Source organism: Modestobacter excelsi, assembly GCF_005930495.1.
In the GTDB taxonomy this organism is placed as follows: Bacteria; Actinomycetota; Actinomycetes; order Mycobacteriales; family Geodermatophilaceae; genus Modestobacter; species Modestobacter excelsi.
In genome coordinates this window covers 1-26,415 of record NZ_SJEX01000009.1, presented here as the reverse complement: position 1 = coordinate 26,415, position 26,415 = coordinate 1, and the positions used below count along the sequence as shown (strand labels likewise).

28 protein-coding genes, 1 pseudogene and 2 riboswitches are annotated in these 26,415 nt (G+C 75.0%); of the genes and pseudogenes, 18 read left to right on the top strand and 11 right to left on the bottom strand.

The genetic code is table 11. The annotated features are described in order from the left end of the window. Positions 1 to 5 precede the first annotated feature (5 nt). Together FHL80_RS05235 and FHL80_RS26100 are read left to right on the top strand one after the other, a co-directional pair. Positions 6 to 1,301 (top strand): amidohydrolase family protein, encoded by a 1,296-nt coding sequence (locus tag FHL80_RS05235; protein ID WP_138732402.1) that lies wholly within the window; start codon positions 6 to 8, stop codon positions 1,299 to 1,301. 71 nt (positions 1,302 to 1,372) lie between these two features. Continuing rightward, entirely contained in the window at positions 1,373 to 1,606 is a 234-nt protein-coding gene (locus FHL80_RS26100) for a hypothetical protein (RefSeq protein ID WP_246078471.1), read from the top strand. Positions 1,607 to 1,673: 67 nt separating this feature from the next. Here the strand turns inward: FHL80_RS26100 and FHL80_RS27010 are convergent. The 3 genes and pseudogenes from FHL80_RS27010 to FHL80_RS05220 form a co-directional block, all read right to left on the bottom strand. Next, a pseudogene (locus FHL80_RS27010) lies at positions 1,674 to 2,225 on the bottom strand (aldo/keto reductase); the annotation flags it as partial. After that, on the bottom strand, positions 2,119 to 2,940 hold the full coding sequence (locus FHL80_RS05225) for an MBL fold metallo-hydrolase (RefSeq protein ID WP_138732401.1): 822 nt from the start codon (positions 2,938 to 2,940) through the stop codon (positions 2,119 to 2,121). The gene FHL80_RS05225 and the pseudogene FHL80_RS27010, both read right to left, overlap by 107 nt. Before the next feature lie 17 nt (positions 2,941 to 2,957). After that, complete coding sequence (locus FHL80_RS05220) at positions 2,958 to 3,485, bottom strand: MarR family winged helix-turn-helix transcriptional regulator (RefSeq protein WP_138732400.1); 528 nt, start codon at positions 3,483 to 3,485, stop codon at positions 2,958 to 2,960. An 81-nt stretch (positions 3,486 to 3,566) separates the two neighbouring features. On the opposite strand from FHL80_RS05220, the gene FHL80_RS05215 reads away from it, so the two are divergent. The 5 genes from FHL80_RS05215 (at position 3,567) to FHL80_RS05195 (ending at position 9,304) form a co-directional block, all read left to right on the top strand. Then, on the top strand, positions 3,567 to 3,926 hold the full coding sequence (locus FHL80_RS05215) for a nuclear transport factor 2 family protein (protein WP_216870435.1): 360 nt from the start codon (positions 3,567 to 3,569) through the stop codon (positions 3,924 to 3,926). Positions 3,927 to 4,079: 153 nt separating this feature from the next. Next, entirely contained in the window at positions 4,080 to 4,418 is a 339-nt protein-coding gene (locus tag FHL80_RS05210; protein WP_138732399.1) for a UBP-type zinc finger domain-containing protein, read from the top strand. A gap of 31 nt (positions 4,419 to 4,449) precedes the next feature. Beyond that, a complete protein-coding gene (locus FHL80_RS05205; protein WP_138732398.1) occupies positions 4,450 to 6,318 on the top strand; it encodes a Na+/H+ antiporter in 1,869 nt (622 codons plus the stop codon). An 86-nt stretch (positions 6,319 to 6,404) separates the two neighbouring features. Continuing rightward, positions 6,405 to 7,919, top strand: a complete 1,515-nt coding sequence (locus FHL80_RS05200; protein WP_138732397.1) for a TldD/PmbA family protein — start codon at positions 6,405 to 6,407, stop codon at positions 7,917 to 7,919. Then, positions 7,916 to 9,304: a metallopeptidase TldD-related protein gene (locus tag FHL80_RS05195; RefSeq protein WP_138732396.1), complete on the top strand. Its 1,389-nt coding sequence runs from the start codon at positions 7,916 to 7,918 to the stop codon at positions 9,302 to 9,304. The genes FHL80_RS05200 and FHL80_RS05195 overlap by 4 nt, the downstream gene beginning before the upstream one ends. 387 nt (positions 9,305 to 9,691) lie before the next feature. On the opposite strand, the gene FHL80_RS05190 is transcribed toward FHL80_RS05195, so the two are convergent. Then, entirely contained in the window at positions 9,692 to 9,979 is a 288-nt protein-coding gene (locus tag FHL80_RS05190; protein ID WP_246078470.1) for a hypothetical protein, read from the bottom strand. Between the two features lie 102 nt (positions 9,980 to 10,081). Continuing rightward, positions 10,082 to 10,163, top strand: a riboswitch (ZMP/ZTP riboswitch). Between the two features lie 17 nt (positions 10,164 to 10,180). Here FHL80_RS05190 and FHL80_RS05185 point away from each other — a divergent pair. After that, positions 10,181 to 11,614, top strand: coding sequence for a glycine hydroxymethyltransferase (locus FHL80_RS05185; RefSeq protein ID WP_138732394.1), 1,434 nt, complete (start codon positions 10,181 to 10,183; stop codon positions 11,612 to 11,614). Between the two features lie 7 nt (positions 11,615 to 11,621). On the opposite strand, the gene FHL80_RS05180 is transcribed toward FHL80_RS05185, so the two are convergent. Next, positions 11,622 to 12,182 (bottom strand): DoxX family protein, encoded by a 561-nt coding sequence (locus FHL80_RS05180; protein ID WP_216870434.1) that lies wholly within the window; start codon positions 12,180 to 12,182, stop codon positions 11,622 to 11,624. 293 nt (positions 12,183 to 12,475) lie between these two features. Between FHL80_RS05180 and FHL80_RS05175 the strand changes: the two genes are divergently transcribed. The 3 genes from FHL80_RS05175 to FHL80_RS05165 all read left to right on the top strand — a co-directional run bounded on the left by FHL80_RS05175 (position 12,476) and on the right by FHL80_RS05165 (position 14,514). Further along, positions 12,476 to 12,781, top strand: a complete 306-nt coding sequence (locus FHL80_RS05175) for a hypothetical protein (protein WP_138732392.1) — start codon at positions 12,476 to 12,478, stop codon at positions 12,779 to 12,781. Positions 12,782 to 12,917: 136 nt separating this feature from the next. After that, on the top strand, positions 12,918 to 13,367 hold the full coding sequence (locus FHL80_RS05170) for a hypothetical protein (protein ID WP_246078469.1): 450 nt from the start codon (positions 12,918 to 12,920) through the stop codon (positions 13,365 to 13,367). A gap of 133 nt (positions 13,368 to 13,500) precedes the next feature. Then, a complete protein-coding gene (locus FHL80_RS05165; protein ID WP_138732391.1) occupies positions 13,501 to 14,514 on the top strand; it encodes a C40 family peptidase in 1,014 nt (337 codons plus the stop codon). Positions 14,515 to 14,572: 58 nt separating this feature from the next. Here FHL80_RS05165 and FHL80_RS05160 read toward each other — a convergent pair whose 3' ends face one another. Continuing rightward, positions 14,573 to 15,913, bottom strand: coding sequence for an FAD-binding oxidoreductase (locus FHL80_RS05160; RefSeq protein ID WP_216870433.1), 1,341 nt, complete (start codon positions 15,911 to 15,913; stop codon positions 14,573 to 14,575). 129 nt (positions 15,914 to 16,042) lie between these two features. Further along, positions 16,043 to 16,624, bottom strand: a complete 582-nt coding sequence (locus tag FHL80_RS05155) for a YdeI/OmpD-associated family protein (protein ID WP_138732389.1) — start codon at positions 16,622 to 16,624, stop codon at positions 16,043 to 16,045. A 124-nt stretch (positions 16,625 to 16,748) separates the two neighbouring features. Between FHL80_RS05155 and FHL80_RS05150 the strand changes: the two genes are divergently transcribed. From FHL80_RS05150 to FHL80_RS05130, 5 genes are read left to right on the top strand one after another with little or no spacing between them, the layout of a single operon-like run. Continuing rightward, positions 16,749 to 17,498: a histidine phosphatase family protein gene (locus FHL80_RS05150; RefSeq protein ID WP_138732388.1), complete on the top strand. Its 750-nt coding sequence runs from the start codon at positions 16,749 to 16,751 to the stop codon at positions 17,496 to 17,498. Continuing rightward, positions 17,479 to 18,369, top strand: a complete 891-nt coding sequence (locus FHL80_RS05145) for an NAD(P)H-hydrate dehydratase (RefSeq protein ID WP_138732387.1) — start codon at positions 17,479 to 17,481, stop codon at positions 18,367 to 18,369. The genes FHL80_RS05150 and FHL80_RS05145 overlap by 20 nt, the downstream gene beginning before the upstream one ends. 24 nt (positions 18,370 to 18,393) lie before the next feature. Then, a complete protein-coding gene (locus FHL80_RS05140) occupies positions 18,394 to 18,705 on the top strand; it encodes a hypothetical protein (RefSeq protein ID WP_138732386.1) in 312 nt (103 codons plus the stop codon). Positions 18,706 to 18,761: 56 nt separating this feature from the next. Then, entirely contained in the window at positions 18,762 to 19,292 is a 531-nt protein-coding gene (locus FHL80_RS05135; RefSeq protein WP_138732385.1) for a gamma carbonic anhydrase family protein, read from the top strand. A gap of 8 nt (positions 19,293 to 19,300) precedes the next feature. Then, complete coding sequence (locus tag FHL80_RS05130; protein ID WP_138732384.1) at positions 19,301 to 19,960, top strand: sigma factor-like helix-turn-helix DNA-binding protein; 660 nt, start codon at positions 19,301 to 19,303, stop codon at positions 19,958 to 19,960. Between the two features lie 67 nt (positions 19,961 to 20,027). Here the strand turns inward: FHL80_RS05130 and FHL80_RS05125 are convergent, their stop codons facing one another. From FHL80_RS05125 to FHL80_RS05110, 4 genes are all read right to left on the bottom strand, one after another. Next, entirely contained in the window at positions 20,028 to 21,134 is a 1,107-nt protein-coding gene (locus tag FHL80_RS05125) for a fatty acid desaturase family protein (RefSeq protein ID WP_216870432.1), read from the bottom strand. Between the two features lie 163 nt (positions 21,135 to 21,297). Next, positions 21,298 to 22,422: a homoserine O-acetyltransferase MetX gene (gene metX, locus FHL80_RS05120; RefSeq protein ID WP_246078468.1), complete on the bottom strand. Its 1,125-nt coding sequence runs from the start codon at positions 22,420 to 22,422 to the stop codon at positions 21,298 to 21,300. Between the two features lie 15 nt (positions 22,423 to 22,437). Then, entirely contained in the window at positions 22,438 to 23,730 is a 1,293-nt protein-coding gene (locus tag FHL80_RS05115; RefSeq protein ID WP_138732383.1) for a bifunctional o-acetylhomoserine/o-acetylserine sulfhydrylase, read from the bottom strand. A gap of 45 nt (positions 23,731 to 23,775) precedes the next feature. After that, positions 23,776 to 23,891, bottom strand: a riboswitch (SAM riboswitch). A gap of 115 nt (positions 23,892 to 24,006) precedes the next feature. Beyond that, positions 24,007 to 25,065 (bottom strand): threonine aldolase family protein, encoded by a 1,059-nt coding sequence (locus FHL80_RS05110; protein WP_138732382.1) that lies wholly within the window; start codon positions 25,063 to 25,065, stop codon positions 24,007 to 24,009. Between the two features lie 52 nt (positions 25,066 to 25,117). Between FHL80_RS05110 and FHL80_RS05105 the strand changes: the two genes are divergently transcribed. Continuing rightward, a complete protein-coding gene (locus FHL80_RS05105; RefSeq protein WP_138732381.1) occupies positions 25,118 to 26,149 on the top strand; it encodes a zinc-binding dehydrogenase in 1,032 nt (343 codons plus the stop codon). A gap of 50 nt (positions 26,150 to 26,199) precedes the next feature. After that, positions 26,200 to 26,415, top strand: a 216-nt coding sequence (locus FHL80_RS05100) for a hypothetical protein (protein ID WP_138732380.1), incomplete at its 3' end; no start/stop codon positions are given.

Sequence of the window (26,415 nt, the reverse complement as noted above, 5' to 3'; positions counted from 1 at the left end):
CCGCCATGCAGCGCTTCACCGCCCGCGCCGTGGTCGTGGGGGACCGCGCCGGCACCGTCGTCCCCGATGCCGTGCTCGACGTCGACGACGGCGTGATCAGCTGGGTCGGCCCGGCCGCGGACGCGCCGCACGTGGCGGAGGACGCCGAGGTCAGGCGGCTGCCGGGGGTGCTCACGCCGGGCATGGTGAACACCCACTCGCACGCCCCGATGGTGCTGTTCCGGGGCCAGGGCGAGGGGCTCCCGCTGGACCGCTGGCTGCGTGAGGTGATGTGGCCGCGTGAGGCGAGGCTCACAGCCGAGGACGTCGAGGTGGCGATGACCGCCGCGTCGGCGGAGATGCTCCGGCACGGGGTCACCACCAGCGTGGAGATGTACTTCCAGCCCGAGCGGATCGCGTCGGCGGTGCGCGCGACCGGCGCCCGGGCGGTCGTGGCCAACCCGCTCATCGGGCTCCCCGGGTTCGGCACCTTCGACGAGCAGCTGGCCACCGCGGTCGGGCTGGCCGGGCGCAGCGACGAGCAGGTCGAGTTCGGCATCGGCCCGCACTCGGCGTACACGGTGCCCCTCCCGGTGCTCACCCAGGCGGCCGGGGCGGCCCGCGAGCACGGCCTGCTGCTCACCGTGCACGTCGCGGAGACCGCCACCGAGGGCGACGAGCTGCTGGCCACCCACGGGCTGAGCGTCCCGGCGCTGCTGGCCGCCCACGACGTGCTCGGCGGCCGGGTGCTCGGCGCGCACTGCGTGCACATGGACGACGGCGACCTGGAGCTCTGGCGGGAGTACGACGTCGCGGTGGCCCACTGCCCGGGCAGCAACACCAAGCTGGCCAGCGGCACCGCGCGGCTGCGGGACATGCTCGACCTGGGCATCCGGGTCGGCATGGGCACCGACGGGCCGGCGTCCAACGACAACCTGGACCTGTTCGAGGACCTCCGGCTGGCCGCCCAGCTGGCCCGGCTCCGGGAGCGGGACGCGACCGCGCTCACCGCCCCGGAGGCCTTCTGGCTGGCCACCGGCGCGGCGGCCGCGGCGATCGGGCGCGACGACCTGGGCCAGCTCACCGCCGGACGGCGGGCGGACCTGGTGCACGTGGACAGCGGGGACATCGCGTTCACGCCGGTCGGCGACGTGACCGACCTGCTCACCCACCTGGTCTGGTCGGTCGGCTCGCGGCACGTCCGCGACACCTGGGTCGCCGGCCGGCAGGTGGTGCGCGACGGCGTCAGCACCACGGTGGACGAGGCGGCGCTACGAGCCGACGTGCAGACCCGGGCGATGCGGCTCGCCGGCCGCGCGTAGCCGGCTCAGAGGTGGCGGGCCAGCAGGGAGAGGTCCGCGGGGGAGAGCCGGTCGGCGGCGGTGGTCGCCTGGTGCCAGTACGGGTAGAGCAGCGGCGGGCGGCTGACCTCCTCCAGCCGGGCGACCTCGGCGTCGTCCAGGGTGAGGTCGGCGGCGGCGAGGTCCTGCCGCAGCTGGTCGGCGTGCGGGCGCCGACCACGACCGAGGTGATCCCGGGCCGGGACAGCGTCCAGGCCAGCGCGACCGGCGCCGGGGGCACGTCGCGCGCCTCGGCGACGGACACCAGCACCTCGATGGTGTCGTAGAGGGCCTCGGGGTCGTACACCGGCGGCTCGCCCCAGTCCGACAGCTGGCGGCCCTCCGCCGGCTGCGGCGGTACTTGCCCGACAGCAGCCCACCGGCCAGCGGGCTCCACACCAGCACGCCCAGCCCCTGGTCCAGCGTCGCCGGCACCAGCTCGTACTCGGCCTCCCGGCCCTGCAGGGAGTAGTAGACCTGCTGGCTGACCGGCCGGGGCGCGCCGATCCGCTCCGCGGTCCCGACCGCTTTCATCAGCTGCCAGCCGGAGTAGTTGGAGATGCCGACGTAGCGCACCTTGCCGGCGTCGACCAGCGACCGGAGCGCCTCGAAGGTCTCCTCCAGCGGGGTCAGCCCGTCCCACTCGTGCAGCTGGTACAGGTCGATGTGGTCGGTGCCCAGCCGCTGCAGCGAGGCCTCGCAGGCGCGGACGAGGTGGTGCCGGCACCGCCGAAGGTCATCGTGCCCAGGGTCAGCGTCGAGACGCGCAGCCCCGACCTGCCCAGCTGGCGGTACTCCATCAGTGGTCTCCTGCGGGGGTGGCGCGCAGTGAGATGGTCTGGCCGCGGCCCACGGTGCGGATCTCCCCCGGGGCGCGGCGGGCGGCCACCTCGGCGACGAAGTCACCGAGCGGGCTGCTGAACGCCGTGTAGTCGTCGTAGTGCACCGGGACGACGACCGACGGCCGCAGCAGGTCGACGAGGTCGGCGCCCTGGCGGCCGTCCATGGTGACCGTGAAGCCGAACGCCTTGGTGCCGCCCAGGTGCGGGATGGCGACGTCGAGCGGGCCGCAGCGCTGCAGCACCTCCCCGATGTCCCGGCGGAAGAGCGTGTCACCGCTGATGTAGCCCCGCCAGGTAACCGTGCCGTCGGAGACCAGCTCGAGCACGCTGCCCATCACCGGCGGCAGCAGCCGGCCGAGCAGGCCCGGGCCGTGCACGCCGGGCACCGAGGTGATCCGCAGCGTCGTCGTCCCGGAGGTGAGCTCGTGGGTCTGCCAGTCGGTGAGGTCGCTGGTCGCGCCGAAGCCCTTCTCCGCCAGCTCGCGCGCAGCCGCCGGGGTGGTCACGACGGGGGTGTCCTTCGGCAGCGAGCGGGTGGCGATCTTGTCCCAGTGGTCGTCGTGCAGGTGCGACAGCAGGATCGCGTCCAGCGCCGGCAGCTGGGTGGGCTGCAGCGCGGGCTCGGTGAGCCGCTTGGTGAACAACCCGTAGCCCAGGTAGGCCCGCTGGCCCCGGTGCAGGAAGTTGGGGTCGGTCAGCAGCGTGAACGGCCCGAGCCGGAGCAGGGTCGTCGCGTTGCCGCCGAAGGTGAGCGTGACGTCGTGCTCGTCGCCGGCCATGCCGCGGCGGGTACCCGTCAGGCCTCGGGCTCCAACCCCGGCAGTCGCCCCTGCGGCCGACCGGGGCGCGGCAGCGTGCCGTGGGTGAGCACCTGCTCGTGCACCTGCTCCAGCGCGGTGCGCAGCGCGGGCAGCAGGGCCGGGTCCAGCCCGTCGAAGAACATCCGCCGCACCAGCTCCGCGTGGCCCGGGGTGGCCGCGGTCAGCGCAGCCCGGCCGGCGTCGGTGAGGACGGCGTCCGTCGCCCGCCGGTCCGTGGCCGACGGGCTCCGCTCGACGAGCCCGCGGGCGCTCATCCGCTGCAGGTGGTGGGACAGCCGGCTGCGCTCCCAGGCGAGGCGGGTGGCCAGCCCGGTCAGCTGCAGCCGCCCGCCCGGCGAGTCGGCCAGCGCGTTGAGGACGTCGAAGTCCGGCAGGGACAGGTCGCTGTCGGTCTGCAGCTGACGGTTCATCTCGTGAGACAGCCGCAGCATCACCCGCATGTACGCGAACCAGGTCTCCTGCTGGTCAGGGGTGAGCACGGGGCTGCCCGAATTGGGTGACATGTCATGTAGCTTCCTCTGCGACGGCCCTGTCAGTGTCGACCGCGGACCGCCGTCCAGTCGGAGCCGAGCCGGGAGGCGCCCGTGTCCGAGCCCACCAGCGAGCAGCTGCTGGAGCGCATGCTCCAGGGCGTCTTCAACGAACCGGACCCGCAGCACCGGGCCGAGGTGATCGCCGAGGTGTTCGCCGCGGACGTGGTGTTCGTCGACGGCGAGCGGACGGTGACCGGCCAGGAGGAGCTGGCGGCCGCGGTGACCGGCCTGCTGGCGCAGGGGCCGGGGCTCGTCTTCACACCCGCCGGGCCGTTCCGCGGCGTGGGCGACCTCGGCCTGCGGCCCTGGCGGCTCGGCCCGCCGGGCGGGGAGCCGGTGCTTGGCGGCCTGGACGTCGCCCAGACCGCCGCGGGCCGGATCACCCGGCTCTGGACCGTGCTGGACGGCTGAGGTCCCCGGCTGCCTCGGCGGAATCGTGACATGCCCGGGTCCACCGAGACGCCGGGGCTGCTCGACGGCGGCCAGGACCAGGTCTGACCGCTTCCGGAGGAGCCGCCGCTGGGTGAGACTCACGGCGGCGCATCGACCCCAGGAGGAGCACCCATGGACCAGATCGACCCGACCGTCCCGCCGAGCGGCACGGGGTGCGTCGAGTGCGAGGCCAGCGGCGCGTGGTGGCTGCACCTGCGCCGGTGCGCGGCCTGCGGGCACGTCGGCTGCTGCGACTCCTCCCCCAACCAGCACGCCACCGCGCACGCGCACGCCGCCGGGCACCGGATCGTGCAGAGCTTCGAGCCGGGGGAGGGCTGGTTCTGGGACTACGTGGAGGGCGAGTTCGCCGACGGCCCGGAGCTCACCGCCCCGACCGCCCACCCGGCGGCGCAGCCGGTGCCCGGCCCGGCCGGCAGGGTGCCGGCCGACTGGATGAGTCACCTGCACTGAGAGGATCGTCGTCCGTGGGGACGAGCAGACCGTGGAGCTGACCGCCGAGCTGGTCGCGCTGGTGATCGCCGTCGGCGTCGTGGCCGGCCTGTGCGACCGGTTCGGCTGGCCCACCCCGCTGGTGCTCGTGGTGGTCGGCGCCGCGGCGTCGTTCCTGCCGCACGTGCCGGACGTCCAGCTGGACCCGGACGTGGTGCTCTTCGCCCTGCTCCCGCCGCTGCTGTACGCCACCACCGCCCGCACGTCGCTGTTCGACTTCAAGCACAACAAGGCCAGCATCGTCTCGATGTCGGTGGTGCTCGTCGTCGTCACCACGCTGTTCGTCGGCTGGGTCACCTGGTTGCTGCTGCCCGGCGTGGCCCTCGCGGCCGCCCTGGCGCTGGGTGCGGTGGTCGCGCCACCCGACGCGATCGCCGCCTCGGCGATCGGCCGCCGGCTGGGGCTGCCGCGGCGGGTGGCGACCCTGCTGGAGCACGAGAGCCTGGTCAACGACGCCGCGGCGCTGATCGCGCTGAGCGTCGCGGTCTCGGCGCTGACCTCGGAGCCCTCGCCGTTCGAGGTCGCCGGCGAGTTCGTCTGGGCGGTCGTGGGCGCGGCGCTGGTCGGCGGCGTGGTCGCCGCGCTGCTCGCCGTCGTCCGGGCCCGGGTGCAGGACCCCGTGCGGGACACCCTGGTCTCCTTCGTGGCTCCCTACCTGGCCTTCCTGGCCGCGGAGGAGGTGCACGCCTCGGGCGTGCTGGCCACCGTCGTCACCGGGCTGGCGCTGGCCCACGTCTCCCCGAAGGTGCAGACGGCGACGGCGCGGGTGACCGAGGCGATCACCTGGCGCACCGTCGCGTTCGTGCTGGAGAACAGCGTCTTCCTGCTCATCGGGCTCCAGCTGCCCGGCCTGCTCTCCGGCGCCGCGGACAGCGGGCTGGGCGCCGGCCGGGTCGCACTGGTCTGCGTCGGGGTGCTGGTGGCCACCGTGGTCGTGCGCTTCGCGTTCGTCTTCGGGCTGGCCGGCCTCCTCTCCGTCGGCACCCCGGCGATGCGCCGGCAGGCGTGGAGCCCCGCGGTGGCCGGGTTGGTCTCCTGGGCGGGCATGCGGGGTGTGGTCACGCTCGCCGCGGCGCAGGTGCTGCCCGAGGACCTGCCCGACCGGGAGGTGCTGCTGCTGGCGGCGTTCACCGTCGTCGTGGGCAGCCTGCTGGTGCAGGGCTCGACCCTGCCGTGGCTGGTGCGCCGGGTCGGCCTGCCGGCACCCGACCCGGCCGAGGACGCGCTGCAGGCAGCGGTCATCGGGGACGCCGCCAACGCCGCCGGGTTGCAGCGGCTGAGCGAGCTGACCACCGGGGACGAGCCCGACGGCGTCGTCCCCCGGCTGCGCGACCGGTCGATCGCGCGGTCGCACGCCAGCTGGGAGCGGCTGGGCCGGCCGCTGGCCGACCAGGAGACGCCGTCCAGCATCTACGCGCGGTTGCGGATGGCGATGCTCGACGCCGAGCGGGACGTCGTGGTGCGCGCCCGGGACTCCGGCACGGCCCCGGCGGAGGTGCTGGAGGCCGCGCTCAACGCCATCGACGTCGAGGAGTCGCTGCTCGACCGCCACGAGGAGCTGGAGTCGCTGGACCGCGAGCGCCCGCTGGCCCCCCGGCCCAGCGACGAGCACTGCACGCACCTGCGCCTGGCGCCGGTGGGGGCCGCGCACCCGGAGTCGGCCTGCGAGGACTGCCTGCGCGAGGGGACGACGTGGGTGCACCTGCGCACCTGCCTGTCCTGCGGCCACGTCGGCTGCTGCGACTCCTCGCCGCGCCGGCACTCCCGGGCGCACTTCGGCTCGACCGCGCACCCGGTCGTCGTCAGCGCCGAGCCCGACGAGGCCTGGCGCTGGTGCTGGGTGGACAGCGAGCTCGGTTGAAGGACCCCGCTGCCCCCCACCGCTCGCGAGCTCGCGGCGGGCCCCTGCAGCGGGGCCGAGGCCGGGGCATGGGGTAGACACGGTCCGTGGCACAGACCCGTTCCGTCGACGAGTCCTTCCTCGCCCTCCCGCTGTCCGCGCTCGCCGACGCGGCGCTGACCCGGGCGGTCGACCTGGGGTGCGAGCACGCTGACCTGCGGGTCGAGCGGATCCGCACGCAGAGCGTCCGGCTGCGCGATGCGCGGCTGGAGGCGCTGGGCGACGGGGAGGACCTCGGGCTCGCCGTCCGCGTCGTCCACGAGGGCACCTGGGGGTTCGCCGCCGGCGTCGTGCTGACCGCGGCCGAGGCGGTCCGGCTCGCCGAGGAGGCGGTCGCCGTCGCGCAGGTGTCCGCCGCGATGAACACCGACCGCGTCGAGCTGGCGCCCGAGCCGGTGCACGCCGACGGCGAGTGGGTGTCGGCCTACGAGATCGACCCGTTCGCCGTCCCCGACGCGGAGAAGACCGGGCTGCTCGTCGAGCTCTCCGAGCAGCTGCTGGCCGCCGACGGCGTGGAGCACGTCCAGACCAGCGTGCTGCAGGTCAAGGAGCAGAAGTTCTACGCCGACACGGCCGGCACCCGCACCCGGCAGCAGCGTGTCCGCGTGCACCCGGAGTTCACCGCGCTCACCGTCGACCGGACCACCGGCACGTTCGAGTCGATGCGCACGCTGGCCCCACCGGTGGGCCGGGGCTGGGAGTTCGTCGCCGGCGGCGGCTGGGACTGGCGCGGTGAGCTCGCCCAGCTGCCGGAGCTGCTTCGGGAGAAGGTCAAGGCGCCCTCGGTCGACCCGGGCCGGTACGACCTGGTCGTCGACCCCTCGAACCTGTGGCTGACCATCCACGAGTCCGTCGGGCACGCCACCGAGCTCGACCGGGCGCTGGGCTACGAGGCCGCCTACGCCGGGACCTCGTTCGCCACCGTCGACCAGCTGGGCACCCTGCACTACGGCTCGCCGCTGATGAACGTCACCGGCGACCGGACCGCCGACCACGGCCTGTCCACCGTCGGCTGGGACGACGAGGGCGTCGCCGGCCAGCAGTGGGACCTCATCCGCGACGGCGTGCTCGTCGGCTACCAGGTCGACCGCAACACGGCCTCCAAGTTGGGTTCCGAGCGGTCCAACGGCTGCGCGTTCGCCGACTCCGCCGCCCACGTGCCGGTGCAGCGGATGGCCAACGTCTCGCTGCAGCCGACGCCCGACGGCCCCTCGACCGAGGAGATCATCGCCGGGGTCGAGCGCGGCATCTACGTCGTGGGGGACAACAGCTGGTCGATCGACATGCAGCGGTACAACTTCCAGTTCACCGGCCAGCGGTTCTACCGGATCGAGGGCGGGCAGCTCGCCGGGCAGCTCCGCGACGTCGCCTACCAGGCGACGACGACGGACTTCTGGGGCTCGATGACCGCGGTCGGCGGCCCGCAGACCTACGTGCTCGGCGGTGCGTTCAACTGCGGCAAGGCCCAGCCCGGTCAGGTCGCGCCGGTGAGCCACGGCTGCCCGACCGCGCTGTTCGAGAACACGACCATCCTCAACACCAAGCAGGAGGGCGGGCGATGACCCGGCTCAGGCCGCAGGAGCTGGTCGAGCAGGCGCTGGCCGCGTCGACGGCGGACGGGCAGATCACCTACGTCACCGAGAGCTCGGAGGCCAACCTCCGCTGGGCCAGCAACAGCCTGACCACCAACGGCGCCATGCGCTCCCGGCAGGTCGTGGTCGTCTCCTTCGTCGACGGTGGCGCGGGGATGGCCACCGGCACGGTCGCCCGCACCGGGACCCCGGACGTCGCCGAGCTGGTGGCGGCCAGTGAGCAGGCCGCCCGGGACGCCGGGCCGGCCGAGGACGCGATGCCGCTGGTCAGCGAGGTGCCGCCCGGCTCCGGTGACTGGGACGCCGACGCCGCGGAGACCTCGATCAACGTCTTCGCCGACTTCGCCCCCGCGCTCGGGCAGGCGTTCGGTGAGGCCCGCGGGCGGGACGAGCTGCTGTTCGGGTTCGCCGAGCACCAGCTGGCGACGACCTACCTCGGCAGCTCCACCGGCCTGCGGCTGCGGCACGACCAGCCCACCGGCCGGGTGGAGCTCAACGGCAAGAGCGCCGACTTCGGCCGGTCGGTGTGGGCAGGCGTGGGCACCCGCGACTTCACCGACGTCTCGGTCGCCGACCTGGCCGCCGAGGTGCAGCAGAAGATGGGCTGGTCGCAGCGCCGGATCGACCTGCCGGCCGGCCGCTACGAGACGCTGCTGCCGCCGTCGACGGTCAGCGACCTGATGGTCGTCGCCTACTGGTCGATGGAGGCGCGGGACGCCGACGAGGGGCGCAGCGTCTACGCCAGGCCCGGCGGCGGCAACCGGATCGGTGACCGGCTGGCCCAGCTGCCGCTGACCCTGCGCAGCGACCCGGACGCGCCCGGCCTGGAGAGCTCGCCGTTCCAGGTGGTCGGGAGCTCCTCGGGCAGCGCCTCGGTGTTCGACAACGGCATGGCCACGCCGGCGGTCGACTGGATCTCCGAGGGCGTGCTCACCAACCTGGTCCGGCCGCGGGCCTGGGCGCAGAAGACCGAGGCCCCGGCGACCGCGGCCCTGGACAACCTGGTCCTCGAGGACCGGACGGCCACCGCGTCGGCCGCCGAGATGATCGCCCGCACCGAGCGCGGGCTGCTGCTGACCACGCTCTGGTACATCCGCGAGGTCGACCCGCAGACGCTGCTGGTCACCGGGCTCACCCGCGACGGCGTCTTCCTGGTGGAGAACGGCGAGGTGACCGGGGCGGTGAACAACTTCCGGTTCAACGAGTCGCCGGTCGACCTGCTCGGCCGGGCCACCGAGGCCAGCCGCACCGAGCGGACGCTGCCGCGGGAGTGGAACGACTGGTTCACCCGCGCGGCGATGCCGATGCTGCGGATCCCGGACTTCAACATGAGCTCGGTCAGCCCGGCCAGCTGACCGCGTGGCTGGTCGCCGGGAGGTCGGCCAGCCACCCGACCAGCAGCTGGCCGACCGGGCACCGGTGGGGATGAAGACGAGCCCGTCCGGGCCGGGCGAGCTGTGCGCCTCGCCGGTCAGCCCGGCGTGGAAGCCGGTCAGCCAGGCCCGGGATCACGCCCGATGTCGGCTTCCGCGAGGCCTGGCGGCTGGAACCAGCTGACGTAGGAGTCCGCGTCCCGGCGGCGATGGGCGAACCGATGTCGTGGCCGACCAGCACGGCGCTCGACTCTGCGGCCCGGAGGGCGGGGGAGGCGGTGGTCACGGGAGCCACGGTGCTGCGCCCCGCGTCGTCGGGCAACGTCCCTTGCCGTCCCAGCACGTCCCACGACCAGGGCCGTGGGCCGGTCAGCGCTCGTCGCGGCCGGTCTGCCCGGGGTCCGGCGTCGTGGTGGAGATGGCCGGGTCGACCGGGTTGCCGGTCGGCTCCGGGCCGACCTCGGTGGGGTCCGGGGTGTGGAAGGGGGTCGTGCTCTGCGTCGCGGCCGGGCTGCCCCCGTCGGTCTCCTCGGGGCGGTCCGGCTCCTCGCCGCCGACCCCGAAGCCCTCGGCCGGCGGAGGTGCGCCGGTCCCGGCGTCCGCGGCGGGGATCCCGTCGTCGGTTGAGGGCTGGACCGGGTCGGACGGTGCGCTCATGGACATGGAGCCCCCATACCCAGCGGGATGACCGCCGCACCACCGGCAGGCGGCCATCCGGTGCCACCGGCCGGGGGTCCGGGGCGGGCTGCCGCTACGCTCGCAGCGGGCCGTGACTGGCGCTGACAGGTGGACCACCACCGGGGAGCGGCTCCGTCGACCGCCGCGCGCCTGGGCTCCCGTCGACGCCAGGAGTGCCCGATGACCACCACCGTCAGCCGTGAGACCGCCGCCTTCGCCGGTGCGCTGGACGTGATCGCGCAGGTCGAGCCCCGGGTGGCAGCCGCCATCGGGCAGGAGCTCACCGACCAGCGGGAGAGCCTCAAGCTCATCGCCAGCGAGAACTACGCCTCGCCGGCCGTCCTGCTGGCGATGGGCAACTGGTTCAGCGACAAGTACGCCGAGGGCACGCGGGGCCGGCGGTTCTACGCCGCCTGCCAGAACGTCGACACCGTCGAGCGGCTGGCCGCCGAGCACGCCCGCGAGCTCTTCGGGGCCGACCACGCCTACGTCCAGCCGCACTCGGGCATCGACGCCAACCTGGTCGCCTTCTGGTCGATCCTGGCGCACCGGGTGGAGAGCCCCGCGCTGGCCGAGGCAGGCGTGACGAACGTCGACGGGCTCAGCGAGGCCGACTGGGCGCGGCTGCGCCGGGCGCTGGGCGACCAGCGGATGCTGGGCATGTCGCTGGACGCCGGCGGCCACCTCACCCACGGGTTCCGGCCGAACATCTCCGGGAAGATGTTCCAGCAGTCCAGCTACGGCACCGATCCCGAGACCGGGCTGATCGACTACGCAGCCCTCCGCGAGCGCGCCCGCGAGTTCCGGCCGCTGATCCTGGTCGCCGGCTACTCCGCCTACCCGCGGCGGGTCGACTTCGCCGCGATGCGGGAGATCGCCGACGAGGTGGGCGCGACCCTGATGGTCGACATGGCGCACTTCGCCGGACTGGTGGCGGGCAAGGTGCTCACCGGTGACTTCGACCCGGTGCCGCACGCCGACGTCGTCACCACCACCACGCACAAGTCGCTGCGCGGGCCGCGCGGCGGGATGGTGCTCTGCACCGAGCAGTACGCCCCGGACGTCGACCGGGGCTGCCCGATGGTGCTCGGCGGCCCGCTGCCGCACGTGATGGCGGCCAAGGCGGTCGCGCTGGCCGAGGCACGCCGTCCGGAGTTCGCCGGCTACGCCCAGCAGATCGTCGACAACGCCCAGGCGCTCGCCGACGGGCTGCTGCGCCGTGGCGCACGGCTGGTCACCGGCGGCACCGACAACCACCTGGTGCTGGTCGACGTCGGCGGCTTCGGGCTCACCGGCCGGCAGGCCGAGGCGGCGCTGCTGGACGCCGGCCTGGTGACCAACCGCAACTCCGTGCCCGCCGACCCGAACGGCCCCTGGTACACCTCCGGGATCCGGCTCGGCACGCCGGCGCTGACCACCCGTGGCCTCCGCGAGGCCGAGCTCGCCGAGGTCGGCGACCTGCTCGTCGACGTGCTGGCCCACACCCGGCCCGACGGCGACTCGAAGGTCCGCTACCGGCTGGACGTCGCGGTCGCCGAGCGGGTGCGGTCCCGGGCCGCCGAGCTTGTCGGCGCGCACCCGCTCTACCCGGAGGTCGACCTCTCCGGGCGCTGACCCGCGGTCAGCCGCCCGACGCCGCGTCGGACGGTGCGTCCAGGACGGCGGCGGGTGCGGCGGCGGCCACCGCCCGGTTGCGGCGCGCGACGACGAACGCCGAGGCGCCGCCCAGCACGGTGAGGGCGGCGGCGCTCATCCACGGCCGGTTCAGCCGGTCGCCGGTCAGCCGGTCCAGCGAGAACCGGCCCGGCCCGCTGATCGCCACGGCGGTGCCGGCCAGCGCCAGGACGCCGGTGTACTCGAAGCCGCCCTCGGTGGCGAAGAACCCGGCCGGGTGGTGGACGGCGCCGGCCGCGGCCATCGTGGAGGCCGCCGCCGCCCCGCCCACCGGGGTGGCCAGCCCGACCGCGAGCGCGAGCCCGCCGGCGGTCTCGCCGAGGCCGGCCATCACCGCGCTCGTCCGCGGGGGCAGGAAGCCCATCGCCTCCATGCCGGCCGAGGTGCCCTCCACCCCGCCGCCGCCGAACCAGCCGAACAGCTTCTGGGTGCCGTGGGCGGCGAGGGTGCCGCCGACCCCGAGCCGGAAGAGGAGCAGACCGACGTCCTGACGTGTGCTGGTGTCCACGGGGGACCTCCACCTGGGGGGCGGCCGTGCCCGGCCACCGGCCACCGGTCCGCGGCCGCCGTCTCGGCCTCCCGGTGGTCCTGCCGTGCAGTGTCCTCGCCCGGGGCACTGGATCGCGGGCCGGGGACAGCAGGGTCCCCCGCGACCCGTGGGACGGATGAGCAGGACGTTCTGACCGGACCGCGTTTCGTGCCCTGCCGACGCGGACATCGAACCTGGTTCGTGTCTACTTCTCCCCGAACGCCGATGACGACGCGCTGCCCGCCGTGGCAGGACGGCGAGGGGAGCCCGACATGACGTACTGCCAGAAGCCTTCCATCTTCCAGCTGGGCAAGGTCCACGAGAACGGCCCGTCCGTGATCGTCTCGGGCTGGGGGCTGGGCATGTGCGCCTCGTCGTGCCGGTGCCACCGCAACCCCGACGACGGCCAGCTCGCCCTCGCCGAGGACCAGGCCGGCGGCAGCCTCGGGCTGCGCAGCTTCACCGCCACCGGCGACTGCGACTGCTGCGAGTCCTGGAGCTCCGCCGAGCTCTCCGCCATCCTGCGCGACGTCGCCACCCTGGAGGCGCTCGAGGCCTCCGAGCCCGCTGCGGGCTGACCGCACCAGCCAGCACCACGAGCCGTCCACCGGGCAACCGGTGGGCGGCTCGCTGCATGTCCGGGGTCGGGTTGGCGGTGACCGTCCTGCGGGTAGGCCGCAGGGCATGTGGGCCCGAGCAGCAGCACGTGGAGCAGTGGCCGGCCTCGCCGGCGTCGCCGTGATGACCGCGGGGGAGAAGCTCGAGCAGCAGTTCACCCACCGTCCGGACTCCTACGTGCCGGGACGCACGCTCACCGCGCTGGCCACCGGACGTCGGCTCCCGGAGTCCGCGCGTCCACCGGTCCGCAACCACCTCATGCACTGGGGCACCGGCGCCGTCGTCGGAGCGCTGCGGGGCATCTGGTCCGCCGCCGGGCTGCGCGGCCCGCGCGCCTCTGCCTGGCACACCGTCGTGCGGCTCGCGGTGGACCAGACGCTGGAGAACGTCACCGGCGTGGGCGCGCCGCCGTGGACCTGGTCCCGCCGCGACCAGGTCGTCGACGTCGCGCACAAGGCCGTCTACTCCTTCACCACCGGCACCGTCGCGGACCGCTTGATCCCCTCCGCGCGGGGTGGGAGTGGCGCACGGGGCCTGTGGGACTGAGGTCTCCTGCGGACCGATCGGTCCCGGCGTGCCGGACCTCTTGACAACGTCACGATCTCCCTACCTTCCGTATCGACGCGCGCGGAGCCCGTCGCCCCTCCCCGGGCGCGACGCGCGCAGACGGAGGCCCCTCGTGACCCGATCGACCACGCGACGGTGGACGCTCGCCACCGCCCTCGCGCTGACCGCCGGTGTCGCCGTCGTCCTCACCCCGACGACCAGCTCCGCCGCCCCGGCCACCGCCCCGGCCACCGCCGAGCAGGCCCGGCAGGCCGTCGCGGACACCGGGCAGCAGCTCGCGCAGGTCGGCGAGGAGGTCAACCAGGCCGCGGCAGCCGCCGATCAGCAGCAGGTGGCCGCGACCGCCGCCGCCGCAGCGGCGACCCAGGCGCAGGCACAGCTCGACGCGCTGGAGCCGGAGCTGCGGGCGATCGCGCAGACCGGGTACGTCGGCACCACCCGCGGCCGGCTGGCCGCCTTCCTCACCAGCGGGTCGGCCGACGACCTGATCCAGCAGATGAACACCCTCGACCAGCTGGCCTCGCACGCCGACGCGATCGTCGCCCAGGCGACCGCGGCGCGCACCGCCGCCGACGAGGCGCAGCAGGCCGCGGACGACGCCGCGGCCGCCGCCGCCGCGGCCGCGGCCGACCTGGAGTCGCAGAAGGCGCAGCTGAGGGACGAGCTGGCCGGCTACCAGGCCGACCTGGCCCGGCTCTCGGCGGACGACCAGGTCCGGGTGCAGACCGTGCTGGCCGGCCCCGAGGTCACCGCCAGCCCGGCGCCCGCGCCGACCGCCGCCGCCGGGGTCGCGGTGCAGACCGCGCTGGCCCAGGTGGGCGACATGTACGGCGTCGGCGCCAGCGGCCCGGACACCTTCGACTGCTCCGGCCTGACGATGTACGCCTACGCCGCCGCCGGGGTCACCCTGCCGCACTCCAGCCGCGCACAGTCCACGATGGGCGTGGCGGTCTCCCGGGCCGAGCTCGAGCCCGGTGACCTGGTGTTCTTCTACTCACCGGTCAGCCACGTCGGGATCTACATCGGCAACGGCCAGATGGTGCACGCGAGCGTGACCGGCAAGCCGGTCGCCGTCACCAGCGTGGACAAGGCCGGCTACGTCGGCGCCCGCCGCGTCACAGCGTGAGGACCCCGCTGCCCCCCACCACTCGCCAGCTCGCGGCGGGCCCCTGCACCGGGGCCACCTAGCCGGGCAGCTGCTGGGCGGCGCGGAACAGGCCGTTCGGGTCGCGGTCGCGGGTGACCTGCCGCAGCCGCGCCAGGACGTCCGGGGTCCACGCGTCGGTGAGGTCCTGACCGGCCGCGAAGCCGTACTGCACCCCCGACCGCCACGGCGCCAGCGCGGCGACCGCGGCGCGGACGGCGGCCGGTACCTGCGCGGCGACCGGTGGGGCGAGCATGCCGATCGCGAACAGCGAGAAGGCGGCGTCCCGGCCGCTCACCGCGTCCGGCACCGCAGGGCGCACCGCCAGCGCGCCACCGAGCTGACGCAGCTCCACCGCCAGCAGCGGTGTCTCCACACCCGGCCCGGCCAGGGCGAGCAGCGCGTCGACCGCCTCGGCGGGCAGCTCGCGGAGCAGGCAGCCGGACTCCGCGGCGGGAGCCGGCTCCTCCGGGTCGAGGTGGACGGCGCCGATCTCGGTGTACGGCCTCGGGCCGACGGTGTCGATCACCACCGGGGCCACCTCCAGCATCGGCGCGAGCAGGGCCGCACCGTCGGCCGGTGAGCCGGTCGAGGCGATCCGCAGGTGCACCAGGAACTGCCCGCGCAGCGGCGGGGGGAGCTGCGGCAGGTCCGGGAGCCGGAGCAGCGCGATCGACGTGGTCACCTCGGTGGGCAGCGTGGGCGCCCAGGCCCGCCAGGCGTGCAGGACGGCGGCCGCCTGGGCGCCGGGGAAGAACACCGCGCCACCCCAGAAACCGGGCAGCTCGACCAGGTCCGCGGTCAGCGAGGTGACGACGGCGACCCCGCCACCGCCGCCCCGCAGGGCGAAGAAGAGGTCGGGCTCGCTGTCGGCGGACACGTGCCGCTGCTCGCCGTCGGCGGTCACCACCTCGAAGCTGCGCACCCGGTCGGAGGCGAAGCCCAGCGCCCGCGCCAGCGGGCCCATGCCGCCCCCGGTGGTCATCCCGACGACGCCCACCGTGCCGGCGGAGCCGGCGACCATCGCCAGCCCGTGCGGCGCGGTGGCGGCCGCGACCTGGCCGCTGGTGACGCCGGCGCCCACGGTCACGGTGCGGCCGACGGGGTCCACCGCCACGCCGTCCAGGGCGCCGGTGCGCAGCAGCAGGGTGTCCGGTCCGACGGGACGGCGGGCACCGTGCCCGGTGTTCTGCACCGTCACCGCGAGGCCCTCGGCGGCGGCGTACCGGACCGCGGCGACGACGTCGTCGACCGAGTGCGCCTCGACGACGAGGGCGGGCGCGTGCACGACGGCGAGGTTGTACCCGGTCACCGCCGCGGTCCAGCCCGGGTCGCCGGGGCGGTGCACGGTGCCGGTGAGCTGGTCGAGCGTGCTGGTCACGGAGGAGCCTCCTGAGGTCGTCCCGCTGCCGTCCCGCCGGGCGCGGGACGCGGGACTTCCTAGCGGAGCGGACCCGCAGGTGAGGCGGTCGTCGTCGTCCGGAACCAGCACGCGGGCGCGACACGCGGCTCACTGGTGGAAGCGGCGACCCTCCGCGAGCATCTGGACGCAGGCAGCGATGCGCTTGGCCCGGGTCTGCGGGGTGGCGGCGGTGTGCACCCGCCAGAGGACGGCGTACCGGTTGGTCTTGTCCAGCCCGGCGAAGAACGACTCCGCCGCGGGCTCGGCGGCCAGCGCGGCAGCCAGGTCGTCGGGCACCGTGATCGTCGCCGACCCGGCGTAGGCGCGGTCCCAGCGGCCGTCGGCCTGGGCGGCCTCGACCGCCGCGAGCCCGGCCGGCCGCATCCGGCCGTCGGCGACCAGCCGCGCCACGGTCTCCACGTTCTTCTGCGACCACACGCTCTTCGCCCGCCGCGGGGTGTACCGGACGGTGAACCAGTCGTCGTCCACCCGGTTGCCGCGGCCGTCGATCCAGCCGTGGCACAGCGCCACCTCGACCGCCTCGGCCGCGGTGAGCGACGGGATGCCGGCGGACTTCTTGGCGATCTTGACGAAGAGCCCGGGCGCCCGGTCGTGCTCGGCCGCCAGCCAGGCGTCGAAGTCGGCGGCGCTCGGGAAGGCCCGTGTCTCGAAGGCGGTGTCGTCGGCCACGGCCCCATCGTGCTGAGCGCGACCGCCGCCGTCCAGCAGTCGGCGGTTTGGTCACCGTCCCCCTCGGCTACGGGTCAGCGGACGGCCCGAGCAGCGGCGCCGCGACGACGGACGGGGACTCTCCATGGCGCAGTCACCGGGCCCCACCGCGCTGTGGCTGGTGCGCCACGGCGAGAGCATGGGCAACCTGGCCGATGCCCAGGCGCACGAGCAGGGCTCGGGCCGGCTCGAGCTCGACGTCCGCGACCCCGACGTCCCGCTGTCGCCCACCGGTGAGTCCCAGGCCGACGCGCTCGGCGCCTGGCTGGCGGAGCTGCCTGCCGACGACCGGCCGACCACCGTGCTCAGCTCCCCGTTCACCCGGGCGGCGACCACGGCGCAGCGGGCCGTCGCGGCCAGCGGGGCGGAGCTGACGATCCGGTACGACGAGCGGCTGCGCGAGCGGGACTTCGGCGCCTTCGACGGGATGACCCGGGAGGGGATCCGCGAGGAGTACCCCGACGAGGCGCGCCGCCGCGACCTGCTGGGCAAGTTCTACTACCGGCCCCCGGGCGGCGAGAGCTGGGCCGACGTCGCCCTGCGGGTGCGCAGCCTGCTGGCCACCGAGGCGCTGCGGCACGACGGCGAGCGGCTGCTGTGCGTCTCGCACCAGGCCGTGGTGATGGTGTTCCGGTACGTGCTGGAGGAGCTCACCGAGACCCAGCTGCTGGAGATCGACCGGGGCGACCAGATCGCCAACACCTCGGTGACCCGGTACGAGCTGTCCGACGGGCGCTTCCAGCTCGTCACCTTCAACAGCGTCGAGCACCTCGACGGCCACCCGGACGACGAGGCCCCCGTGACCGAGGAGAACGATGTCCCGTCCCCAGCCTGACGCCACCCTGGTCACCCCGCAGGTGCTGCGCGCCTGGCGGTTGCCCGAGCCGACCGGGGGCAAGGAGTCCCGCGGCTCGATCCTGGTCATCGGCGGCAGCACGGAGACCCTCGGCGCGGTGACCCTGGCAGCCGAGGCGGCGCTGCGCTCCGGCGCGGGCAAGCTGCAGGTCGTCGTCCCGTCGAAGGTCGCCCCGCACGTGTCCATCGCGCTGCCCGAGGCGCTGGTCCGCGGCGTCCCGTCGACCGAGGCCGGTGCCATCCGCGCCGACTCGGCGGAACTGGTCACCGACCTGGCGCAGAGCGCGTCTGCCGTCCTCATCGGCCCCGGCCTGGCCGACGTCGACGAGGCCCGCGGGCTGGTCGAGGCGCTGCTGCCCGGGCTCACCGGCCCGGTCGCGCTGGATGCCCTCGCGCTGGCCGCCGTCACGGCCGACCCCGGCTGCCTGCACCACCTGGCCGGTCGTGCGGTGCTCACCCCCAACCCGACCGAGCTCGCCATCTCGCTGCACGCCGACCCCGACGAGCTCGAGGACGATCCCGCCGGGGCCGCCCGCCGGCTGGCCGACCAGACCCACGCCACGGTGGGCCTGGGCGGGGCGACGAGCTGGATCGCCGGGCCGGACGGCCGGCTGTGGGAGGACGAGAGCGGTGGCGCGGGGCTGGGCGTCTCCGGCTCCGGCGACGTGCGGGCCGGGGTGGTCGCGGGCCTGCTGGCCCGCGGGGCCGAGCCCGACCAAGCCGCGGTGTGGGCCTCCTACCTGCACGGCCGGGCCGGGGAGCTGCTGGCCGCGACGGTCGGCCGGCTCGGCTTCCTGGCCCGCGAGCTGCCGGCGCAGATCCCCCGGGTGCTCGCCGAGGTCGACCTCTGACCCTGCGTCGACCAGGCTGGCCCGGTGACCGGAGCAGAGGCCCAGCGCGCCAGCGACGTGTACGAGGCGACGCTGCAGCCGCGCCGCGGTGGCCGGTTGGTCCGCAGCGCCCGGTTCCTCGCCGCGTTCGCCGCCGAGCTCGCCTGGGGGCTGCTCCCGCAGCCCTCGCTCAGCGACGTGGTGGTGACCCGCCGCGCCGACGGCGCCGAGGTGGTGCGGGTGTCGGCCGGGGACCCCAACGTGCCCGGGGAGATGCTCGGCCTGGTGCAGCGCCACCTCGCCGAGCTCAGCCCGGCCGCCTTCCTCGCCGAGTGGGGTGCCGACGGCGAGGTGTGATCTGCTGCTCCCGAGCAGCGGGACCCGCCCGCGACCTCGGCGAGGAGTGCAGCAGCGTGGCTGACAGCTACATCGGAGAGCTCGACTTCGGCGCCCCGGCGATCGACGAGCAGGCGTTCGTGGCACCGACGGCGGTCGTGGTGGGCAAGGTGACGATGGGGCCGCGGTCGAGCATCTGGTACGGCGCGATCGCCCGCGCCGACACCGAGGTCATCGAGATCGGCGCGGACTCCAACGTGCAGGACGGCTCGACGCTGCACAGCGACCCGGGTGCGCCGCTGGTCATCGGCCGGGGGGTCACGGTGGGCCACAACGTGGTGCTGCACGGCGCCCGGGTGGACGACGACGTGCTCATCGGGATGGGCAGCACCGTGCTCAACGGCGCGCACATCGGCTCCGGCTCGATCGTCGCCGCCGGGGCCGTGGTCATGCAGGGTGCGGAGGTCCCGCCGAACTCGCTGGTCGCCGGGGTGCCGGCCAAGGTGCGCCGGGAGACCACCGAGGACGACCGGGCGGCGATCCGGCTGAACGCGACCAGCTACACCGATCGCCTCGACGCCCACCGCGCGGTCCGCCGCGTGCAGTAGGTGGGCGGGTGACGGCGGGGACGTTCGAGGGGTTCGTGGCCGACCAGGCGGCCGGGCTGCTGCGGACGGCGTACCTGTTGACCGGCGACCGGGTGGAGGCGCGCGACCTGCTGCAGAGCGCGCTGATCGTCACCGAGCGGTCCTGGGACCGGTTCGGCGACCAGCAGCAGGCCACCGCGTCCGCCCGGCGGGAGCTGGTGGCCGCGCACACCAGCTGGCGGCGGGTGTCCCGGGTGGGCGACCTGCTGGGGGACAGCCCGGTCCTGGCGAACGCCTCCGGCTTCCCCGGCTTCGCCCGGCGGCCCTCCGACCCCGGCCCGCCGGACGAGGTGGCGGCCGCACTGGCGCGACTCGCACCGCAGCTGCGGGCCACCCTGGTGCTCCGGTACGGGGCGGGGCTGCCCGTGGCCGACACCGCCGAGGCGCTCGGCTCCCCGGCCGAGACGGTCACCAGCGACATCGTCCGCGGCCTGGACGCCCTCGACACCGACGGCACCCGGCTGGCCCGCCACCTGGCCCGGCGGGCGCAGCAGGTCGGCGCCGCACCCGACGACGTCCTCCACTGGGTCCGGGAGGGCGCCCACGACCGGCACAGCCACCGCCTGGGCCTGCTCGCCCTGGCTGCCGTGCTGGTCGCGATCGTCGTGCTGGTCGCGGTCACCCTCTGACGCAGCAGGGCCCCGCTGCAGGGCCCCGCCGCGAGCTCGCGAGTGGTGGGGGCAGCGGGGTCCTTCTTCAGTTGCGGGCGGACTGCACCAGCGGGCAGACGAAGGGGTCGCGCTCACCCAGACCCACCCGGTTCAGGTACCGGACGACCATCCGGTAGGACCCGACCAGCGACGTCTCGGTGTAGCTGATGCCGTGCTTCTCGCAGTGCGCGCGCACCATCGGCTGGACCTTCCGCAGGTTCGGCCGCGGCATGCTCGGGAAGAGGTGGTGCTCGATCTGGTAGTTCAGCCCGCCCATCATGAAGTCGGTCAGCAGACCGCCCCGGATGTTGCGGGACATGAGGACCTGGCGGCGCAGGAAGTCGACCTTGGCGTTCTTCGGGACGACCGGCATGCCCTTGTGGTTGGGCGCGAACGACCCGCCGAGCAGCAGACCGAAGACCGCCTGCTGGACGACGATGAAGCCCACCGCCAGCAGCGGCGGCATGACCAGGAAGACGGCGGCGACGAACAGGCCGAGCCGCAGCGCGATGACGGCGACCTCGAGCCGGCGGTGCGGCATCGACTTGTCCCGGATCAGCGTGGCGAGGCTGTTGGCGTGCAGCGCCGCACCCTCGAAGCACAGCAGCGGGAAGAACGCCCAGCCCTGGTGGCGGGTGAACCATCCGCGCAGCCCCGTGGTCCGCTCGGCGGCGTCGTCCGGGGTGAAGGCCAGCACCTCGGACACGATGTCGGGGTCCTTGCCCATCTGGTTCGGGGCGTTGTGGTGCCGGTTGTGCTTCTGCATCCACCAGCCGTAGCCGATGCCCGCGAAGCCGCAGGACAGCACGCGCGCCGACCACTCGTTGACCCGGTGCGAGCCGAACGCCTGGCGGTGCGCGGTGTCGTGCCCCAGAAAGCCGAACTGGGTGCAGACCAGCGAGAGCAGGACGGCGAGGGCCAGCTGCCACCACGAGTCCCCGACCGCGACGATCGCGGCCCAGACGCCGGCGAACGCGGCGACGGTCAACGCGATCGAGACGACGTAGTACGGGCGGCGACGGTTCAGCAGCCCGGCGTCCTTGACCTGCTGGGAGAGCTCGGCGTAGACGCTGACCGACCGGTCACGGGCCCGCTCGGGACGCGATCCGCGGGCGGGGGGAGGCGTGGGGCCCTCCAGGGTGGATGCGGTCATCTGCTCTCTCTGGCCGGCTCCGGGCTGCTCCGGGGCACGCCGGGTGGGGCCGGCGGGCCGGCGACGACGGGGACCGCGTTGCGTCTGGATCGAGCACCGCGTGCGGCCGACGGTATGCGACGTGGCACCGGCCTGCCACGCGAGGCCCCCGGCGCCGGCCCGCTCAGCCCGCCAACAGCTCCCGGACCAGGGCGCCGACCTCGGCGGTCTCCACCAGGAAGCCGTCGTGGCCGTACGGGGAGCTGATCAGCCGCAGCGGGACGCCGAGGCCCGCCGCCACCCGCTGCTGCTGCGCCGGTGGGTAGAGCCGGTCGGAGTCGATGCCGGCGACCACCGCCCGCGCGGTGACCCGGGACAGGGCCGCCTCCACGCCACCCCGACCGCGGCCGACGTCCCAGCTGTTCATCGCCTCGGTGAGCACGACGTAGCTGCCGGCGTCGAACCGCGCGGCCAGCTTGGCGGCGTGGTGGTCGAGGTAGGAGGCGACGGCGAACCGGCCGTCGTCCTGCACCGTCGTCCCGAACCGTGCGTCGAGCTCCAGGCCGCTGCGGTAGGTGAGGTGCGCGATCCGGCGCGCGATGCCGAGCCCGGTCACCGGTCCGGGTCCGGGGGCGTAGTCGCCGCCGGCCCACGCCGGGTCGCTGCGCACGGCGGCCTGCTGGGTGGTCTGGGTGCCGATCTGGTCGGCGCTGGCCACCGCCCCCGAGGCCAGGAAGAACAACCCGGCGACCCGGTCCGGACGGGAGACCGCCCACTCCAGCGCCCGCATCCCGCCCATCGAGCCGCCGAGCACCCCCTGCCACGTGCCGATGCCCAGGGCGTCGGCCAGGGCTGCCTCGACCGCCACCTGGTCGGCGATGGTGACCTCGGGGAACCGGGAACCCCACGGGGCGCCGTCCGGCGCGGTCGACGACGGCCCCGTCGTCCCCTGGCAGCCGCCGAGGACGTTGGCGCAGACGACGAACAGCCGGTCGGTGTCCAGCGGGGCGCCCGGGCCGATCAGCGACGGCCACCAGCCGGCCGTCGCGTGCCCCGGCCCGGCCGGGCCGACGACGTGGCTGTCGCCGGTGAGCGCGTGCTCGACCAGCACCGCGTTGCCCGCGTCGGGCGTGAGCGTCCCCCACGTCTCGTACGCGACCCGCACCGCCGGCAGCACGCCGCCGCGTTCCAGCCGGAGCGGGCCGCCGAGGTCGACGAAGCGCCGCATCCCGACCGGGTCGCCCTCGACCCAGCCGCCGGTCCGGGACGCGGTGGCCGCAGTCGCCTCCGCGTCCCGGACCCCCGTCACCTCAGGCGCTCCTGCTCAGGCGGACTTGGCGGCCCGGAACCCGGACTCCAGGTCGGCCAGGATGTCCTCGATCCCCTCCAGGCCGACGGCCAGCCGGACCAGGCCGGGGGTGACGCCGGTGGTCCGCTGCTCGTCGGCGGTCAGCTGCGAGTGCGTGGTGGACGCCGGGTGGATGACCAGGCTGCGCACGTCGCCGATGTTGGCCACGTGGCTGTGCAGCTCCAGCCCCTCCACGAAGCGCTTGCCGGCCTCGATGCCGCCGCGGATCTCGAACGCCAGCACCGCACCGGCGCCCTTCGGGGCGTACTTCTGCTGCGCGGCGTGCCAGGGCGAGGACGCCAGGCCGGCGTAGTGCACCGACTCGACCTCGTCGCGGGACTCCAGCCACTCGGCGACCCGCTGGGTGTTGGCGACGTGCCGCTCCATGCGCAGCGAGAGCGTCTCGATGCCCTGGACGACCAGCCAGGCGTTGAACGGGGAGATCGCCGGACCGAGGTCGCGCAGCAGCTGCACCCGGGCCTTCAGCGCGTACGCCGGCGCGCCGAGGTCGGCGTAGACGACGCCGTGGTAGGTCGGGTCGGGCGTGGTGAAACCGGGGAACTCCCCGCCGGTCCAGGCGAAGTTGCCGGAGTCGACGATGAGCCCGGCGATCGCCGTGCCGTGCCCGCCGAGGTACTTGGTGGCGGAGTGGACGACGATGTCGGCGCCGTGCTCGATCGGCCGGATCAGGAACGGCGTGGCGATCGTGTTGTCGACGATCAGCGGGACGCCGTTGCGGTGCGCGACCTCCGACACCGCCGAGATGTCCAGGACGTCGCCCTTCGGGTTGCCGATCGTCTCGGCGTAGAAGGCCTTGGTGTTCTCCTGCACCAGGGACTGCCAGTTCTCCGGGTCGTCGGGGTCCTCGACGAAGGAGACCTGGACGCCCAGCTTGGGCAGCGAGTGGTGCAGCAGGTTGTAGGTGCCGCCGTACAGCGAGGCCGACGCGACGACGTGGCTGCCGGCCTCGGCGATGTTCAGGATCGCCAGGGTCTCGGCGGCCTGGCCGCTGGCCACCGCGAGCGCCGCGACGCCGCCCTCCAGCGAGGCCACGCGCTGCTCGAGCGCGTCCTGCGTCGGGTTCATGATCCGGGTGTAGATGTTGCCCATCTCGGCCAGCGCGAACAGGTCTGCGGCGTGCTGGCTGTCCCGGAACTGGTAGCTGGTGGTGGCGTAGATCGGCAACGCCCGGGCGCCGGTGGTCGGGTCGGGGGCGGCTCCGGCGTGGATCTGCCGGGTCTCGAAGCTCCAGCCGTTGGGCTCGGTCATGCGCTGAGCACCTCCTGGGTCGCCGGAGCACCCACAGCGCGGAGGGCTCCGTCCTTGCCGGGCGGCGGGCGCCGTCCGGCCAGCTCTTCCCCTGGAGCACCTCAGACGGAGTTGAGGTTGCCGGGCAGCCAGCCAGGTGCTTGTCGCTGCCTCTCGTGAGCCACGGTGATCCTAGGACGACGGTCGGGCAGCTGCACAACTCCCCCGGGGCGCCAGCCTCCGCTCACGTCGTGAGGAGCCATGTTGGCCGACATGGCCGCCCGGGCGGGCGGCCGCTCAGCAGGCGAACGTCGCGATCGCCGTCCGGACCTCCTCGACCGACAGCGCCGTGGTCGCGTCGCCGATGGGCAGCTCCACCCGCAGCACGCCCGGGTCGGCGGTCGGCATCGCCCGCTCCCAGGTCCACAGCCCGCCCTCGGCCAGCGTGCGGGCCGCCGCGGTGAACCGGTCGGCGTCGGTGCGGATCAGCAGGTGCAGCATCGGGGTCTGCGGCGGGTCCGGGACGACGGTGACCCCGGGCAGGTCCCGCACCGCGGCGGCGACCTCGCGGGCCCGCTCCAGGTAGCCCGGGAACAGCGGCAGCCGCCGGCGCAGGCAGGTCAGCGCGGAGGCGGCGCCGGGCCAGAGCCCGAACAGCGTGCCGCCGAGCCGGCGCCGCCACTCGCGGACCTCGGCGACGACCTCCGCCGGCCCGGCGAGCGCGCTGCCGGCCAGCGCGCCGATGCCCTTGTAGAAGCTGACGTAGGTGGTGTCGAACAGCGTGGCAATCCCGGCCGGCGGGCGGCCGTAACCGGCGGCGGCCTCCCACAGCCGCGCGCCGTCCAGGTGGGCGGCGGCGCCGCGCTCTCGCGCCCAGGTCGCCTGCGCGACCAGGTCGTCCCACGGCGGCAGCTGCCCGCCCAGGTCGCGCTGCGGCAGCTCGACCAGCAGCGCCGCCGGGTGCTCGGCGACGGCGTCCAGGTCGGCCCGGAGCAGCAGCCGGTCCCGGTCGCCGGCCGGGCGGCCGACCAGGCCCTGCAGCCGCTCCAGCGCGCGCCCTTCGTGCACCTCCAGGTGGCACTGCGGGTGGTAGACCACCGCACGGCGTCCCCGGTGCTCGGCGTGCACCCGCAGCGCGGCCTGCTGGGCCATGATCCCGCTGGGCAGGTAGACCGCCGCCGGCTGCCCGAGGACGTCGGCGACCTCCTCCTCCAGCTCGGCGACCACGCCGCCGTCGCCGTAGCGGTCCACCGCGGTGTCCGGCGGGACGGTCGCGAGCAGGTCGGCGGCGGTCTGCGGGCCGTGCCCGGACAGCGCCCGGTCGCAGGACTGGCGCAGCGCAGCGAGGTCGTCCACGCCGCCCAGCCTGCCTGCCGCCCCCGCAGCGGCACCAGGCAGGCTCTGCGCTGTGCGCGCGCTGGTGTTCGAGGAGTTCGGTGGCCCCCTGACAGTCCGCTCGGTGCCCGAGCCGGCCCCCGCCCCGGACGGCGTGGTCGTGCAGGTGGGCGCCAGCGGCATCTGCCGCAGCGACTGGCACGGCTGGTCCGGGCACGACCCGGACGTCGTCCTCCCGCACGTCCCCGGGCACGAGCTGGCCGGCACCGTCGCCGCGGTCGGGGACCGGGTGCGGAACTGGTCGGTCGGCGACCGGGTGACCGTGCCGTTCGTCTGCGCGTGCGGGCACTGCCCGCCGTGCCGGGAGGGCGCCGGCCAGGTGTGCCTGCACCAGACCCAGCCCGGGTTCACCCACTGGGGGTCGCTCGCGGAGCTCGTCGCGCTGGACGCCGCCGACGTCAACCTGGTCGCCCTGCCCGACGGCATGCCCTTCTCCACCGCCGCCGGCCTGGGCTGCCGGTTCGCGACCGCGTACCGCGCGGTCACCGGTGTCGGCCAGGTGGTCCCGGGGGAGTGGGTCGCCGTGCACGGCTGCGGCGGGGTGGGGTTGTCCGCCGTCCAGGTCGCGGTCGCAGCCGGTGCCCGGGTGGTCGGCGTCGACGTCTCGCCGGGGGCGCTGGAGCTGGCCGCCGCGTGCGGTGCGGAGCACCTCGTCGACGGGACGGCGGACGACGTCCCGGCCGCGGTCACCGAGCTCACCGGCGGGGGCGCGCACGTCTCCCTGGACGCCCTCGGCGCGGCCGCGACCTGCGTCAACTCGATCCGCAGCCTGCGCCGGCGCGGCCGGCACGTGCAGGTCGGGTTGCTGCCGCCCGCGGTGGGCCGCCCGGAGGTGCCGATGGAGCTGGTCATCGCCGGCGAGCTGGCGGTGCTGGGCAGCCACGGCATGGCCGCCGCGGACTACCCGGCGATGCTCTCGCTGATCGAGGCCGGGCGGCTGCACCCCGAGCTCCTGGTGACCCGCGGGCTGGGACTGGACGACGCCGGCGCGGCGCTGGCCGCGGTCGGCCGGGAGCCGGGGATCGCCGTCGTCACCTCGTTCTGAGCCGCGCTCAGCTGGTCGGCGCGCTCGACGTCGGGGCGGCCGTCGTCGCGGTGGCGCGGGTCGACGCAGGAGCCCGGGTCGTCGACGGCGCCCGGCTCGTCGGCGTGCTGACGGCGCTCGGGGTGCTCGAGCTGCGGGGGGCCTGCTCGCCGGGCTCGTCCTCGGTGGTCGTCGGCGCGCTGGTCCCCTCGTCCTCGTCCGGGGCGGCCGAGGTGGCCGTGGTGCGGCTCGGGCGGGTCGTCGTCGTCGTCGGTGTCGTGGCGGCG